Origin of the sequence: Peribacillus sp. Bi96, assembly GCF_918698115.1 — a bacterium.
GTDB lineage: Bacteria > Bacillota > Bacilli > Bacillales > DSM-1321 > Peribacillus.
This window is the reverse complement of record NZ_CAKKLV010000028.1, coordinates 22,277-36,622: the sequence shown is the minus strand read 5'-3', so window position 1 is coordinate 36,622 and position 14,346 is coordinate 22,277. Positions and strand designations below refer to the sequence as shown.

The 14,346-nt window shown below is 42.2% G+C and carries 13 protein-coding genes and 1 riboswitch; of the genes, 8 read left to right on the top strand and 5 right to left on the bottom strand.

The window, feature by feature from the left end; all coding sequences use genetic code 11:
- Window positions 1-30: 30 nt before the first annotated feature.
- The gene (locus tag LQ203_RS23695) at window positions 31-1,482 is read right to left on the bottom strand and encodes an amino acid permease (protein WP_230161921.1); all 1,452 of its coding nucleotides are present in this window, start codon (window positions 1,480-1,482) and stop codon (window positions 31-33) included.
- 96 nt (window positions 1,483-1,578) lie between these two features.
- Window positions 1,579-1,762: riboswitch (Lysine riboswitch) on the bottom strand.
- 242 nt (window positions 1,763-2,004) lie between these two features.
- Window positions 2,005-2,967: a LacI family DNA-binding transcriptional regulator gene (locus LQ203_RS23690; RefSeq protein WP_230161919.1), complete on the bottom strand. Its 963-nt coding sequence runs from the start codon at window positions 2,965-2,967 to the stop codon at window positions 2,005-2,007.
- Window positions 2,968-3,720: 753 nt separating this feature from the next.
- Between LQ203_RS23690 and LQ203_RS23685 the strand changes: the two genes are divergently transcribed.
- The 5 genes from LQ203_RS23685 (at window position 3,721) to LQ203_RS23665 (ending at window position 8,546) form a co-directional block, all read left to right on the top strand.
- Complete coding sequence (locus LQ203_RS23685) at window positions 3,721-4,644, top strand: zinc ABC transporter substrate-binding protein (protein ID WP_230161917.1); 924 nt, start codon at window positions 3,721-3,723, stop codon at window positions 4,642-4,644.
- A 14-nt stretch (window positions 4,645-4,658) separates the two neighbouring features.
- On the top strand, window positions 4,659-5,414 hold the full coding sequence (locus LQ203_RS23680; RefSeq protein WP_230161915.1) for a metal ABC transporter ATP-binding protein: 756 nt from the start codon (window positions 4,659-4,661) through the stop codon (window positions 5,412-5,414).
- A 10-nt stretch (window positions 5,415-5,424) separates the two neighbouring features.
- On the top strand, window positions 5,425-6,348 hold the full coding sequence (locus LQ203_RS23675; RefSeq protein WP_230161913.1) for a metal ABC transporter permease: 924 nt from the start codon (window positions 5,425-5,427) through the stop codon (window positions 6,346-6,348).
- On the top strand, window positions 6,345-7,226 hold the full coding sequence (locus LQ203_RS23670) for a metal ABC transporter permease (RefSeq protein ID WP_290370639.1): 882 nt from the start codon (window positions 6,345-6,347) through the stop codon (window positions 7,224-7,226). Before LQ203_RS23675 ends, LQ203_RS23670 begins: the two co-directional genes overlap by 4 nt.
- A 147-nt stretch (window positions 7,227-7,373) precedes the next feature.
- Window positions 7,374-8,546, top strand: coding sequence for an FtsW/RodA/SpoVE family cell cycle protein (locus LQ203_RS23665; RefSeq protein WP_230161911.1), 1,173 nt, complete (start codon window positions 7,374-7,376; stop codon window positions 8,544-8,546).
- Window positions 8,547-8,628: 82 nt separating this feature from the next.
- Here LQ203_RS23665 and LQ203_RS23660 read toward each other — a convergent pair whose 3' ends face one another.
- Together LQ203_RS23660 and LQ203_RS23655 are read right to left on the bottom strand one after the other, a co-directional pair.
- The gene (locus LQ203_RS23660; protein ID WP_230161909.1) at window positions 8,629-8,964 is read right to left on the bottom strand and encodes a spore coat protein; all 336 of its coding nucleotides are present in this window, start codon (window positions 8,962-8,964) and stop codon (window positions 8,629-8,631) included.
- A 13-nt stretch (window positions 8,965-8,977) separates the two neighbouring features.
- Complete coding sequence (locus LQ203_RS23655) at window positions 8,978-9,256, bottom strand: hypothetical protein (RefSeq protein WP_230161907.1); 279 nt, start codon at window positions 9,254-9,256, stop codon at window positions 8,978-8,980.
- Window positions 9,257-9,404: 148 nt separating this feature from the next.
- Between LQ203_RS23655 and LQ203_RS23650 the strand changes: the two genes are divergently transcribed.
- Window positions 9,405-10,322 carry a proline dehydrogenase gene (locus LQ203_RS23650; RefSeq protein ID WP_230161905.1) on the top strand — a complete coding sequence of 306 codons (918 nt, stop codon included), beginning with the start codon at window positions 9,405-9,407 and terminating at the stop codon, window positions 10,320-10,322.
- A gap of 45 nt (window positions 10,323-10,367) precedes the next feature.
- On the opposite strand, the gene LQ203_RS23645 is transcribed toward LQ203_RS23650, so the two are convergent.
- Window positions 10,368-10,499: a YuzL family protein gene (locus LQ203_RS23645; protein WP_083232278.1), complete on the bottom strand. Its 132-nt coding sequence runs from the start codon at window positions 10,497-10,499 to the stop codon at window positions 10,368-10,370.
- A 208-nt stretch (window positions 10,500-10,707) separates the two neighbouring features.
- Here LQ203_RS23645 and LQ203_RS23640 point away from each other — a divergent pair, with 208 nt between their 5' ends.
- Window positions 10,708-13,092 carry a 3-hydroxyacyl-CoA dehydrogenase/enoyl-CoA hydratase family protein gene (locus LQ203_RS23640; RefSeq protein ID WP_230161903.1) on the top strand — a complete coding sequence of 795 codons (2,385 nt, stop codon included), beginning with the start codon at window positions 10,708-10,710 and terminating at the stop codon, window positions 13,090-13,092.
- A 72-nt stretch (window positions 13,093-13,164) separates the two neighbouring features.
- Window positions 13,165-14,343, top strand: coding sequence for an acetyl-CoA C-acetyltransferase (locus LQ203_RS23635; protein WP_137023769.1), 1,179 nt, complete (start codon window positions 13,165-13,167; stop codon window positions 14,341-14,343).
- Window positions 14,344-14,346 lie beyond the last annotated feature (3 nt).

Here is a 14,346-nt window from a genome sequence, read left to right as displayed (position 1 = left end):
CATTTGAGGAGACCATGTCCTTTTTACGTACTATTTTGATTTAAGATCACATTCCTCAAGGGGAATGATTTTCGTTTTGTGCTTAATTTTATAGCCGAACCATAGGACGAAGAATAGAACCAAGCCAATGTAGGAAACGAACATTGAATTCCAGTCGATCCCGTTGCTGCTGAAAGCCTGATAGCCTTGCCCAATGATAATGATAATACATAGAACAAGTGCGAATATAGGCCCGAATGGGAAGCCTTTGGCCCTGTATGGTAAAGCATTCAAATCAAGGCCTTGAGCTGCGTAGGCTTTGCGGAACCGATAGTGGGCAAGCGCTATCCCGACCCATGTTACGAATCCAGCCATACCTGAAGCATTCAATAACCAGATATAAACGACACCATCTCCGAAAAATGAAGCTGAGAATGCAACGCAGCCAACTAAAGAAGTCACGATAAGTGCATTCACGGGTACTCCTCTTTTATCTAACTTTCCAAGGAATTTTGGCGCTTTCCCATCACGTGCCAAGTCCCAGAGCATACGAGTTGAAGCGTACATGCCAGAGTTACCGGCAGAGAGTACGGATGATAAAATGATCGCGTTCATGATGGATGCTGCAAATGCAAGGCCAGCACGTTCAAATACGAGCGTAAATGGACTGACGGCAACATCTTGACTCAATAAACGTGAATCAGTAAACGGAATGATCATACCAATTACAAAAATGGCAAGGATATAGAATAAAATGATGCGCCAGAAAACGGATCTGATCGCCTTTGGGATATTTTTTTCTGGATCTTCGCTTTCACCAGCCGTCACTCCAAGCAATTCCGTTCCTTGGAACGAGAAACCGGCAGCCATGAAAACGCCTAAGATCGTGAAGAAACCACCGTTAAAGGGGCCATCACCCATAGTGAAATTTGAAAAACCAATTGGGTCATTCCCACCCATGATTCCGAGAATGATCAGAACCCCAGTGATCAAGAAAATGACGACTGTCACGACTTTGATCATAGCAAACCAGAACTCGGCCTCGCCAAAACCTTTAACGGACATATAATTAATAAGAAACATAATGATTAACGCGATACCACTCCAGATAAAGGAAGGACTATCAGGAAACCAGAACTTCATAATTAAGACAACGGCTGCCAATTCGGCGGCAATGGTGATTGCCCAGTTATACCAGTAGTTCCATCCAATCGCAAAACCGAAAGACGGGTCGACGAATTTGGAAGCATAAACACGGAATGAACCGGCCACCGGCATGAACGATGCCATTTCTGCGAGACTTGTCATTAAATAATAAACCATGATGCCGATGACCGCGTATGCCACCAAGGCACCGCCAGGTCCGGCCGAATGAATCGCACCGCCACTTGCTAAAAATAAACCTGTTCCAATCGTTCCACCCAATGAAATCATCATTAAGTGCCGCGCTTTCAGGCTCCTTTTCAATTCAGTAGGGCTTGATGCTTTTTCTGAATTTGACAATTGATGTTACACTCCTTTTTATTGGAAGGGAACGAAATATAAAAAAACAGCAGTCGAAAAAGATCGACGGCTGTTTATAATAAACCCGTTTATCCTTCCGAAGATAGCTCCCCACGTTTTTAGAAAAACGTGACAGTGATGTTCCTGTTCGGTAACACCGCCAGCAAGGATATACATGGAATATACCCAAACTTCGGCAACTTATCCTTTCAAACGGAGTCTTGAATTTTCCAGAATCTCGTCCGTTTTACTTTTATAAGCTGCAGCCTCTAACTCATCGGTAAATGAGGAAGTATTCAATTTTCTTAAATCGTCGCGCCAGCATTGTTGACGTCGTACGATCTTACTCAAGATATTCCTGAAATCATTAATTGATTGCTAGTAATTGAGTAAAGTTTACTATATCAAAATTATAAAATATTCTAATAGATATCGCAATCATTATTTTATGTGGTTATTTTTTCCTTGTTCTAGAAGGGTTGGCAAAAGGAAATAATCAAATTGCGACATACAAAAATAACATTAAACGCTCTTTCTTTTTATAAGGGCGTAGTCCAGCTTCACATGTTTGATTACTTCAGGATTCTCAAATAGATCCACTGCCATTTTACCGATCCATTCCAGCGGCAAGGAAATGGTCGTGATGTCGAGCATCTCACTAAGGCTATCATTATTGAAGCCGAGGATGGCGACATCGTTTGGAACTGTTATTCCCGATTTCTTAGCAGTAAGAATGAATCCTGCAGCCGTGTCATCATTAGTGATGATGATGGCTTCCGGTTTATCCATCATCGAATTCCACTCCTGAAACAATTGTTCACCGTCTTTGATGTGATAACTGCCTTCAAACTGCCATTCTTTATTGTTTATAAGTTGATGATTTCTCATGATATCATTAAAGGCCTTTGTTCGAAGAAAACTGTTCCTGCTCTTTTTACGGCCGAGACTGTAACCAATCTTCTTATATCCTTTAGCAATCACGTATTCAAGGGCACAGGAAAAGGCTGCATAATGATCTATGCTGATCGACGATAATTCAGCCTGGGCTGTATCTTCACATAAAATAATCGGACCGTATTTTTGATATTCCAATAGGACTTTCATTTCCGAAATTCTTGAACAAACGATAATGCCATCAAGTTGCTTCATTTGCAGCATGTTCAAGGCTTGAATTTCTTTCTCTCTTTCATAATGGGTTTCAAAGATGACTATATGGCAGCCTATTGCGTTAGCCTGCTTAGTAATTCCGTGCACGATTGCCCCGTAATAGGGGTGATTGGTGAAAGGGATGATAATGCCGATAAGGTTCGTTTTGCCCTTCGAAAGATGTATGGCATTGATGTTTCTTGAGTAATTCAAGCGATCGATGGCTTGTAAAACGCTCTCTCTTTTATCAGGGCTTACATATGGATGATTATTCAATACGCGAGACACTGTTGAGACAGATACACCTGCAAATTGAGCGATTTCTTTAATATTTGTCATGGGATCACCGTTTTTTCTTTTTTTATATTGTACCGTATGAAACCCATTTCAGAGCAAGAGAGCAGAATAAGGCTACTGAAGATTTTTACAGAAAGGGTCTTGTTCTGGTATGGGTTTCATCCTTTAAGATTGGTTTAAGTCTTAGAGGAGGAGGAAATCAAGATGGTCCAAACTTTAATCAGCCTGATTGTACTTTGCGGTATCGAATTGGGATTGGCGTACTTGGCAATATCTTTGAAGCCGGAAAAATGATGGAGCAGTACAAGCTTGATACTACTATGAAAATATCCCCCTTGGAATCCGCGATTACTCGTGAGTTTTAGCGCTTTACTCGTGAAATGCAGACATTTACTCGTGAGTTTTAGCGCTTTACTCGTGAAAACCGCGCATTTACTCGTGAATTTCATGTCGTCCCATCATAAACATTAGAAAAAAGCTTCCCTAGTTTATATTCACCATAACAACTCCACAATATAAATATAACTTCATCGTTACGTTTCATGTACCTATAGAAATGACTGACTGTCTGGAAGCTCCCTAGTAGAGATTCCAGACAGTTTTTGCTGTGTGTAAAAGACATTGGCCTTTTTGAAATGTTAAAAAAGAGTTGCACTTATTTCGTATAATTGTGTATAGTATAAAATAAGTTGTACAGAGGAAACTTTTTAGCATTTACGACAATGTAAAAAAATTTACACTTAAATTTGCATACGGTAAACATTTTTAGGGTAACGAAAAAGGGGAGGGAATATGATGGGTTTTCTAAAATCTATTGGGGGCGTTCTTGCTGCAATGCTGATTTTAACGGGGTGCGGCAATGACACGACCAAACAGGATAAGGACAATGGCAAGTTGAACGTAGTTGCTACGACAGGAATGATAGGGGACTTGGTTGAGAATATTGGCGGTAAACATGTCGAGGTCACCAGTTTAATGGGACCCGGAGTGGATCCCCATCTTTATAAAGCGACACAGGGCGATGTGAAGACACTGGATTCGGCAGATATGATTTTTTATAACGGGGTCCATCTAGAGGGGAAAATGACGGATATCTTTGAAATGATGAGCAAGGATAAACCGACGATTGCCGTAACGGAGGACTTCAAGGAGGAACAACTCCGTAAAGTGAGTGCAACGGAACATGATCCCCATGTATGGTTTGATGTAAAGCTCTGGATGGTTGCGGCGGAGTCAGTGAAGAAAGAGTTGATTGCCAATGATCCAGATCATGAAGCAGAGTTTCTTGATAATTATGAAGAGTATGTTCAGCAGTTGGAGGAACTTGATAAATATGTTCAAGATGAAATAAATAAAATACCAGAAGACCAACGGGTGCTAGTTACAGCACATGACGCTTTTGGATACTACGGTCAGTCCTATGGTTTGGACGTAAGAGGGCTTCAAGGGATCAATACATTATCGGAATATGGATCAAAAGATGTGACGGATATGCGGAATTACCTTGTGGAGAACAAAATAAAAGCGATTTTCATAGAGTCCAGCGTGCCAAGGAAGGCTATCGAGGCTGTCATTCAAGGAGCTGGGAAGCAAGGGCACAAAGTGAAAATCGGCGGTGAATTATTCTCGGATGCGATGGGTGAAAAAGGGACGGAAGAAGGAACATATATCGGTATGGTCCGTCATAATACAGAAACCATCGTCCATGCTTTGAAATAAGGGGAGGAAAAAAGATGGATCAAGCAGCTTTGAAGGTCGAGAATTTAACGATTGCATATCATAAGAAACCGGTTGTTGAAGATGTCTCATTTGAGGTGCCGGAAGGAAATTTAATCGGTATTATAGGCCCCAATGGAGCAGGGAAATCGACCTTGATAAAGGGAATACTCGAATTGATTCCAAAAATATCGGGAGAAATCACAATAAAGGGATCTACTTATAAATCGATGAGGAAGAGTATTGGCTATGTACCACAGCGGGAATCAGTAGATTGGGATTTTCCAACCAACGCGCTAGATGTAGTGATGATGGGTAGATATGGTCACCTCGGATGGCTGAAGCGACCAGGGAAGGCTGAAAGGCAGAAGGCGATGGAGTGCCTGGATAAAGTGGGGATGGTTGAATACGCTAACCGCCAGATCAGCCAGCTCTCGGGCGGACAGCAGCAACGGATTTTCCTGGCTCGTGCATTGGCCCAGGAAGCGGATATTTATTTTATGGATGAACCGTTCGTAGGGGTAGATGCAGCAACCGAGAAAGCAATCATACAATTGCTGATGGAATTGAAGGGAAAAGGCAAAACCGTTCTTGTTGTGCACCATGATCTATCGACTGTAAAGGAATATTTTGACTGGACGATGTTACTGAATAAAAAGGTGATGAAAATAGGTCCGACAGAAGAAGTTTTCATTCCTGAATACTTACAGGAAACTTACGGAGGCCGCCTGGCGATACTATCAGACACGAAGTCCGGCCTTTTATTAAAATGAGGTGTACACGATGAACATACTGGATATTATTACAGATCCTAATACAAGGTGGATTTTGCTTGGGACGATGTTCCTCGGATTAAGCAGTGGAGTCATCGGCAGTTTTGCCTACCTCAGAAAGCAGTCTTTGCTTGGAGACACGCTCGCACATGCAGCGTTACCCGGAATCTGCGTCGCTTTTATATTAACAGGGGTGAAATCCACTTCCTTCTTTTTGATTGGTGCGGCACTAGCAGGTTTAGTGGCTGTTTTCTTGATCAGTGTGCTCACGAGATACAGTAAGATCAAGCAGGATGCGGCCTTGGGAATTGTTTTATCTTCCTTCTTTGGTTTCGGAATTGTCATGCTTACGCAAATCCAGCAGAGCGAGTATGGAAACCAGAGTGGGTTGGATACCTTTCTATTCGGCCAGACGGCGTCAATGGTCATGTCCGATGTATATATGATGATGACGGTTTCCTTTATACTCATTTTCACTTGTACCGTGTTTTTTAAAGAATTCAAGCTACTGTCCTTTGACCCTGGTTTTGCCAAGGGGATGGGACTGCCGGTCGTTTTTCTGGATTATTTCATCATGATGCTGATCGTGGCAGCTGTAGTGATCGGTATCCAAGCCGTTGGTGTCGTATTGATGGCATCTCTACTAATCACGCCTGCGGTTTCTGCGAGGTACTGGACAGAGCGGCTGCATATCATGGTCATCCTTTCTGGGATATTCGGAATGTTGAGTGGTGTATCCGGCACGTTAATCAGTACAACTGTCAATGATTTGCCAACAGGACCGTTAATTGTTTTATCAGCGACGGTATGGTTTTTCTTTTCCATGCTTTTTGCACCTAAACGTGGAGTGCTTTCATCTGTATGGAGAAGGGTATCGACGAAAAAGAAATATTCTCTCGAACAGGAAAGAAGGAAAGGGAGCCATCCATCATGAATGATTTTTGGATTATCTTAGTAGGAGCATTAGTGGCGAGTTCATGCAGTGTATTAGGGTGTTTTTTAATAGTCAGGAAAATGACGTTGATAGGGGATGCCATCAGTCATTCCGTGTTACCCGGAATCGTATTGGCATTTTTAATAACCGGGACTCGTGACTCGGTTCCAATGCTGATCGGGGCAGCTGCGCTAGGCTTACTTACAGTATTCTTAATCCAGCTTTTCCAATCGTCGGGCGTTCAATCTGACGCAGCAATCGGAATTGTATTCACATCCCTTTTTGCAACGGGGATTGTACTGGTGAGCTTGTATACACAACAAATAGATTTTGACCTGGAACATGTCCTTTATGGAGAAATTGCCTATACACCCTGGAACACGATGACAATCGGTGGAATCGGGGCCGGACCAAAAGCGGTGTGGATTGTGGGCAGTTGTTTGATCTTGAATCTCATACTGATTTTCCTTTTCTTCAAACAGTTTAAACTCGTTTCCTTTGATCCATCACTTGCGGCTGCAATGGGAATCCCTGTCCTTTTCTTTCATTATTTATTGATGAGCCTCATTTCACTGACTACAGTGGCTTCTTTTGATAGTGTAGGCTCCATTTTAGTGGTGGGAATGCTTATCATACCTGCTGCAACAGCTTATCTGCTGTCAGACCGTTTAAGTCGGATGATTTTGGTCAGTATCGGTGTTGGAATACTGAGTTCTCTCATCGGTTATTATTCAGCTACCGTTTTGGATGCCTCGATATCTGGTTGCATGGTAAGTTCAGCCGCTTTATTATTCGGATTGGCCTTTCTCTTTTCCCCAAGCCATGGACTGGTGAGCAGATTCCTGAAACGGAGGAAGTCAAAGGAATCACATTCATAGTTTCCTCTCCCAGCAGGCTCCATGCGGATAACTTCATGGAGCCTGTAAACTATTCTTCGATATAGTTGTGATTTTATTTGTTTAAAGTATAATGAATAAGTGTATTTAAAGATATATCGCAGGAGCCTTTTTAAGGGAGAGTTAAGTATGGAAGAACAAAATAAATTTTCATCACGAATAGATTTTTCTTTGGTCACAATATTGCTGTTGTTATGCGTTGGAAGTTGCTTAGCAATCTATAGTGCCCAAACGACTGGACAGTACGCTGAAAACTTCTTAATTAAACAAATTTTTTGGTATATAGTGGGGATTGGGATCGTATTAGGTTTTATCACCCTGGATTCTGATCAGTTGAAAAAAATATCTTGGTATGCTTATGGATTCGGATTGTTTTTGTTATTATTGCTGATTCTTATGCCAAGTAGCATCGTACCAAATATAAATGGTGCAAGAAGTTGGTACGTCATTCCGGGAATTGGTTCGATTCAGCCCTCGGAATTCATGAAGGTTTTTCTGATTCTGGCTTTAGCAAATGTCATATCGAACCATCATCTTAAAAACACGCTGAAAACGATTCAAACGGATTTATGGCTGCTTGTTAAAATCGGTCTTGTGACCGGGGGCCCGCTATTGTTAATCATGCAACAGCCGGATTTAGGTACCTCGCTTGTCATCATGTCAATCATGCTCGGAATGGTTTTCATATCAGGGGTATCATGGAAGATTCTCTTGCCGATCGTATCGGGGGGAATTGTCGTTGCTTCCACGATCCTATACTTTGTCCTTTGGAAGCCAGAGCTTCTGGAAAAATACTTAGGGGTAAAATCCTATCAATTCGGACGTATCTATTCTTGGCTGGATCCATATAATTATGCGAGCTCCGAAGGGTATCACTTAACTAAATCCTTACTGGCTATCGGCTCCGGTCAGACCACAGGTAAGGGAATAGGCTCAAGGGAAGTATATCTGCCTGAGAGTCATTCGGATTTCATTTTCAGTATCATCGGTGAAGAATTTGGTTTTATCGGATCAAGCATCATAATATCCTTATTTTTCCTATTGATTTACCACATAACAAAAACGGGAATGGACACGAAAAATAACTTCTATACATATATCTGTGTTGGCGTTATAAGCATGTTGACGTTTCACGTTTTTCAAAATATCGGCATGACGGTAGGCCTTTTACCGATCACGGGCATTCCGCTTCCATTCATCAGTTATGGGGGAAGCTCGTTAATGGGGAACATGATGGCCATGGGCTTAATATTCAGCATTCGGTATCACTATAAGAAGTACATGTTTTCAACGGATATCTAAATTACAAAGCCGGCCCACCACGGGCCGGCTTTCTTTGTAGCAAAAAGACAAAAGGAGCTGAATCCAGCTCCTGCTTGCATGTTTATTGAATGTTTGATCCATATGGGAATTGGCTTTTATATCCGGAAAATTGTTGATACGACTGGCTTAAGCTGGTCGGTTGTGCACTTTCTAAACTATACCATCCTTTTTCGAACATAAGATTGTATAGCTCGCGCTGCATATCATGATTTTCTTTCGAGATGGAGAAGATGTCTTGGAATAACGATTGATTACTCATTTCATGCAAGGCAACGGAAAAGGAGTTACAGAAATACTTTTCAGTAGTAAGCATATCATTTATAAAATCCCGATCATTCATTTGCGGTGTCTTTGGCACAGGAGTTTCTGGATTTTGGACTTTGTTTTGATTGGGCATCAAGAACCCTCCTTTACTGAAATTGTTGTTGATTCTGATTTTGGTTTGGTGCCAAATGAGTCAGAATGGTATCGTAATGGCGCTGATGCATGAGTCCGCATCGGTTTAATGCATCGATGATTTGCGGGTCCTTGCATTGCGCGGCAAAAAAGTGTGCTTTTTTAATCGCATTCAGATTCCATGCAAGCATATCGGTTAAATATAAACTGTCTTTCACCGAAACCAATTCCGGCGGTTGTTTCATAAAACCGGTGGACTGCTGTGGGCTGTTAAACGAATTTTGCTGTTCCATCATTCTACCTCCTTAAGTGTTCTCTAAACGAATTTAATTTTCCCTTCATGAAATTTTTTATTCTGGCTTCTAAATATCTGAAAAATGAATTAAATGGTAAAATAATCTTGTGCATCTATTTTCCAAAAATGATTTGGAGGGAATGCAGATGGAGCAAATATTAAGAAACCTTTTTCTTTTTTTATCAAAGAATAAAAGCATGACGAAGGCAGCGAAAAAATATGGGTTACGATTTGGGGCATCCCGTTTCGTGGCTGGAGAATCATTGGAAATGGCATCTGCCGTCATTGCAGATTTAAACAGGAAAGGGCTTGCTGTAACCATTGATTATTTAGGGGAATTCATTGAAGATGAAAAAGAAGCAAGGAAGATGGCAGACCAGTGTATAGAAGCGATTCGCATGATTGCCAGAAACAGTCTGGAATCACAGTTATCTTTGAAATTGACTTCGATGGGCTTGGATTTGTCCGAACGAGTCGTGATGAATAATATGCGGAGGATTTTGGATGAAGCCAAAGCACATCAAGTGTTCGTAACACTTGACATGGAAGATTTTCCGCGCTGCAATCCGACTTTGGATGTATTCAAAAACTTAAAGGCTGAATATAATGAATTGGGGACTGTCATCCAAGCATATCTGTATCGGACTGAAAAAGATATCGAGGAGTTGAATGAATACCATCCGAATCTAAGACTTGTTAAAGGAGCTTATAAGGAATCGAGGGAAGTGGCTTTTTCCGAGAAAAATGATGTGGACGAAAATTTCAAGAAAATCATCAAGAAGCATTTGCTGAATGGCAATTACACCGCTGTTGCCACGCATGACGATAAAATCATTGATTATACGAGGGAATTGGTCAAAGAGCACGGAATTCCCGATGATCAATATGAATTTCAAATGTTATATGGCATACGTAATGAGAAGCAGCTAGAACTCGTAAAAGAAGGATATAAGGTAAGGGTATATGTTCCATATGGTACGGATTGGTATGGATACTTCATGCGCCGCCTTGCAGAGAGGCCGGCCAATATTGCTTTCGTTTTAAAAGGTCTATTCAAGAAATAGAGCGAAAGCCGGCCCGGATATGGGACGGCTGCTCAAATTAAGCATTTACTTTTTGAACTGATTGTTTTGGCTGTTCACTTTATTGATCCCATGTTGACGTTCACCGCCAGGGCCAGCATTGCCTTTAACACTTGCTGCACTTACAGCTGCTTTAGAAGGATTATCTTTACGCTTCATTTTATAGTCACCTCCTGCTCGTTATTTTCTACTGAACAGAGGAGAAATAACCAAAGGAGCTGTGGATAAAAAATATATTTTTTCCTGTTTAATCATTGCGGAATTTCCAAATATATTCTATATTAGTAATAAGAAAAAATATTCAAAATTTTTTGGATTAAAAATGAATGAGCATTCATTCAATACATTGCGTAAGGGGGATTTAAACTTGGTTCGACAAATACGAAAGGCTGCTGTTCTAGGGTCAGGAGTTATGGGATCAGGGATTGCTGCACATCTTGCTAACATCGGCATTCCGACTTTATTATTGGATATTGTACCTCGCGAACTCACTGAGGGTGAAAAGAAAAAGGGACTGACATTAGAAAATAAACAAGTACGTAACCGCATTAGCCAAACTGCGATTACAAAACTTTTAAAACAAAAACCAGCTCCGCTTTCGGCTAAGGGAAATCTTGCGTTGATCGAGGCGGGAAACTTGGAAGATGATATAAGCCGTTTAAAGGATGTCGACTGGGTCATCGAAGTGGTCGTTGAGAAACTGGAAGTTAAGCAAAGTGTATTTGCCCAAGTTGATCAACATCGTAAACCAGGAAGCATCATTTCATCGAATACATCTGGAATTTCAATCGAAGCGATGGCAGAAGGACGCTCCGAGGATTTTCAAAAGCACTTCCTGGGAACCCACTTCTTCAATCCACCGCGATATCTTAAATTGTTAGAAGTCATTCCGACTAAAGCAACTTCAACAGAAGTGCTCGATTACATGAAACGATTCGGCGAAGATGTACTGGGGAAAGGTGTCGTCGAAGCCAAGGATACACCAAACTTCATCGCTAACCGCATTGGCACTTACGGTTTGTTGGTCACCCTTCGGGAGATGCAAAAAGGCGGGTACAGTGTAGGTGAAGTCGACTCGGTTACAGGACCATTGATCGGAAGGGCAACCAGCGCGACTTTCCGGACACTTGATGTAGTTGGATTGGACACCTTTGCACATGTTGCCAAAAACGTATATGACCAGGTCGATGGTGAAGAAAAAGAAGTTTTCAAAATACCTGATTTCATGAAGGCAATGCTTAAGAATGGGTGGCTTGGAAGCAAGTCAGGCCAAGGGTTTTTCTTGAAAAAGGGCAAGGAAATCCTTGAACTGAATCCAGATACGCTTGAATATGATGCTCGAAAAAAATTAAAAACACCTTCTATGGAAATGGCAAAACAGGCCAAGGGTTTAGCTAATAAAATGAAAGCGCTCGTTTATAGCGAGGACCGTGCCGGCCAATTACTTTGGGATGTACTGAATCCAGTGCTTGTGTATTCTGCCCAATTGCTTGGAGACATTGCCGATGACATCGTGGCAATCGACCAAGCGATGAAATGGGGATTCGGTTGGTCCACAGGTCCTTTTGAAACCTGGGATGCGATAGGTGTAGAAAAATCGGTAGCACGTATGGAAACTGAAGGAATCACAGTTCCCCAATGGGTAAAGGATATGCTCGCTAAGGGCTTTACTTCATTCTATACAGAGGAAAGTGGCATCGTTCACTACTATGATAATGGTGAATATAAAGAACTCGTCGAAAATCCTAAAGTGATCAATCTTAAAGCAATCAAGAAGCAAAAAGGCGTAATCAAGAAAAACAGCGGTGCCAGCTTGATAGATATCGGTGATGGGGTGGCTCTCCTTGAATTCACTTCTCCCAATAATGCTATCGGCCTAGATATCATGCAAATGATCAATGCGGCAGTCGATGAAGCGGAAGCGAACTTTAAAGGCCTGGTCATCGGAAACCAAGGCAAAAACTTCTGTGTAGGCGCTAATATTGCAATGATGTTGATGGAAGCGCAAGATGACAATATTTTTGAACTGGATATGGTCATCAGCCAATTCCAAAAGGCCATGCTAAAAATTAAGTACAGTGCAGTTCCTGTAGTGGTGGCTCCTTTTAATATGACACTTGGCGGCGGTGCTGAAGTATCTCTTCCAGCTGCACGCATCCAGGCAACGACAGAAACATATATGGGTCTTGTAGAAGCAGGTGTAGGATTGATCCCAGGCGGTGGCGGGACAAAAGAGCTTTACGTGAAGACATTGAAGAATATGCCAAAGGGCGTCGACTTCGATTTACAAAAAGTGGCCAACCAAGTATTTGAAACGGTCGCCATGGCAAAAGTTTCGACCTCTGCTGAGGAAGCACGAGGGAATAATTTCCTTAATTCATCTGATGGAATAAGCGTGAATGCGGATCATCAGCTATATGATGCGAAGCAGGCAGTACTTTCCATGCATGAACAAGGTTATACCGCTCCAGCCCGTACAAAGATTCCTGTCGTAGGTGAAACGGGATATGCTGCACTTCTATTAGGGGCTGAATCCATGCGCCTTTCAGGATTCTTATCTGATCATGACCTCGTCATAGCGAAAGAGCTTGCATATGTCCTGGCAGGGGGAAAACTCCCATATGGTACAGAAGTAGATGAACAGTATATCTTGAACCTTGAAAAACAAGCGTTCCTAAAACTGATATCGACTCCTAAATCTCAGGCAAGGATGCAGCACATGCTTGTTAAAGGGAAACCACTGCGTAATTGATGAATAGATGAAGATATGGCCAAAACGAAGATTACTAGATCGATAGCTTAAAAATGAGTAAGGGGGATCCTCATGAAAGAAGCGGTAATAGTAGCTGGAGCAAGGACTCCGGTAGGAAGAGCGAAAAAAGGTTCTCTTGCTAGTGTACGCCCTGATGATTTAGGGGCTCTTGTTGTAAAGGAAACATTAAAGCGTGCAGGGAATTATGAGGGCACCATCGATGACCTGATTATCGGTTGTGCAATGCCTGAAGCCGAGCAAGGATTGAACATGGCGCGTAATATCGGCGCATTGGCAGGGTTGCCGTATACAGTACCGGCGATAACGATTAATCGTTATTGTTCAAGCGGGCTGCAAAGTATCGCGTATGGAGCGGAAAGGATCATGCTCGGCCAAAGTGATACAGTCATTGCAGGCGGAGCGGAATCCATGAGCCTTTTGCCAATGATGGGCCATGTAACACGTCCGAACGCGAGACTTGCGGAAACGGCACCGGAATATTATATGGGTATGGGTCACACTGCTGAAGCCGTTGCAAAAAAATACGGCATTTCCCGTGACGATCAAGATGCATTTTCAGTTAGAAGTCATCAAAAGGCGGCTAAGGCCATTGCAGAAGGAAAGTTTTCGGATGAGATCGTACCGGTTGACGTAACCCTTCGTTCAGTGGGACCAGATCTTAAGTTAAAGGAAAAATCATTTACTTTTACACAGGATGAGGGCGTTCGTCCAGGTACGACTGCTGAAGTGCTAAAAAAACTAAGACCTGCATTCTCTGTTACAGGATCCGTAACAGCAGGGAATTCATCACAAACGAGTGATGGTGCAGCCGCGGTCATGGTCATGGATGGGGAAAAGGCCTCTTCATTAGGGATGAAACCGATGGGTAAGTTCCGTTCCTTTGCTGTAGCAGGTGTACCACCTGAAATTATGGGCATCGGTCCAATCGCTGCCATTCCTAAAGCTTTGAAACTAGCAGGACTTGAGCTATCTGATATTGGTTTATTTGAATTGAACGAAGCCTTTGCTTCTCAATCCATACAAATCATTCGTGAGCTGGGATTGAATGAAGAGATTGTCAATGTTAATGGCGGAGCGATTGCCTTAGGCCACCCCCTTGGGTGTTCCGGAGCTAAATTGACATTAAGCCTGCTTCATGAAATGAAGCGAAGAAACCAACAATTCGGAGTTGTTACAATGTGTATCGGCGGCGGAATGGGCGCTGCTGGAGTATTCGAATTACTAGCGTAAACA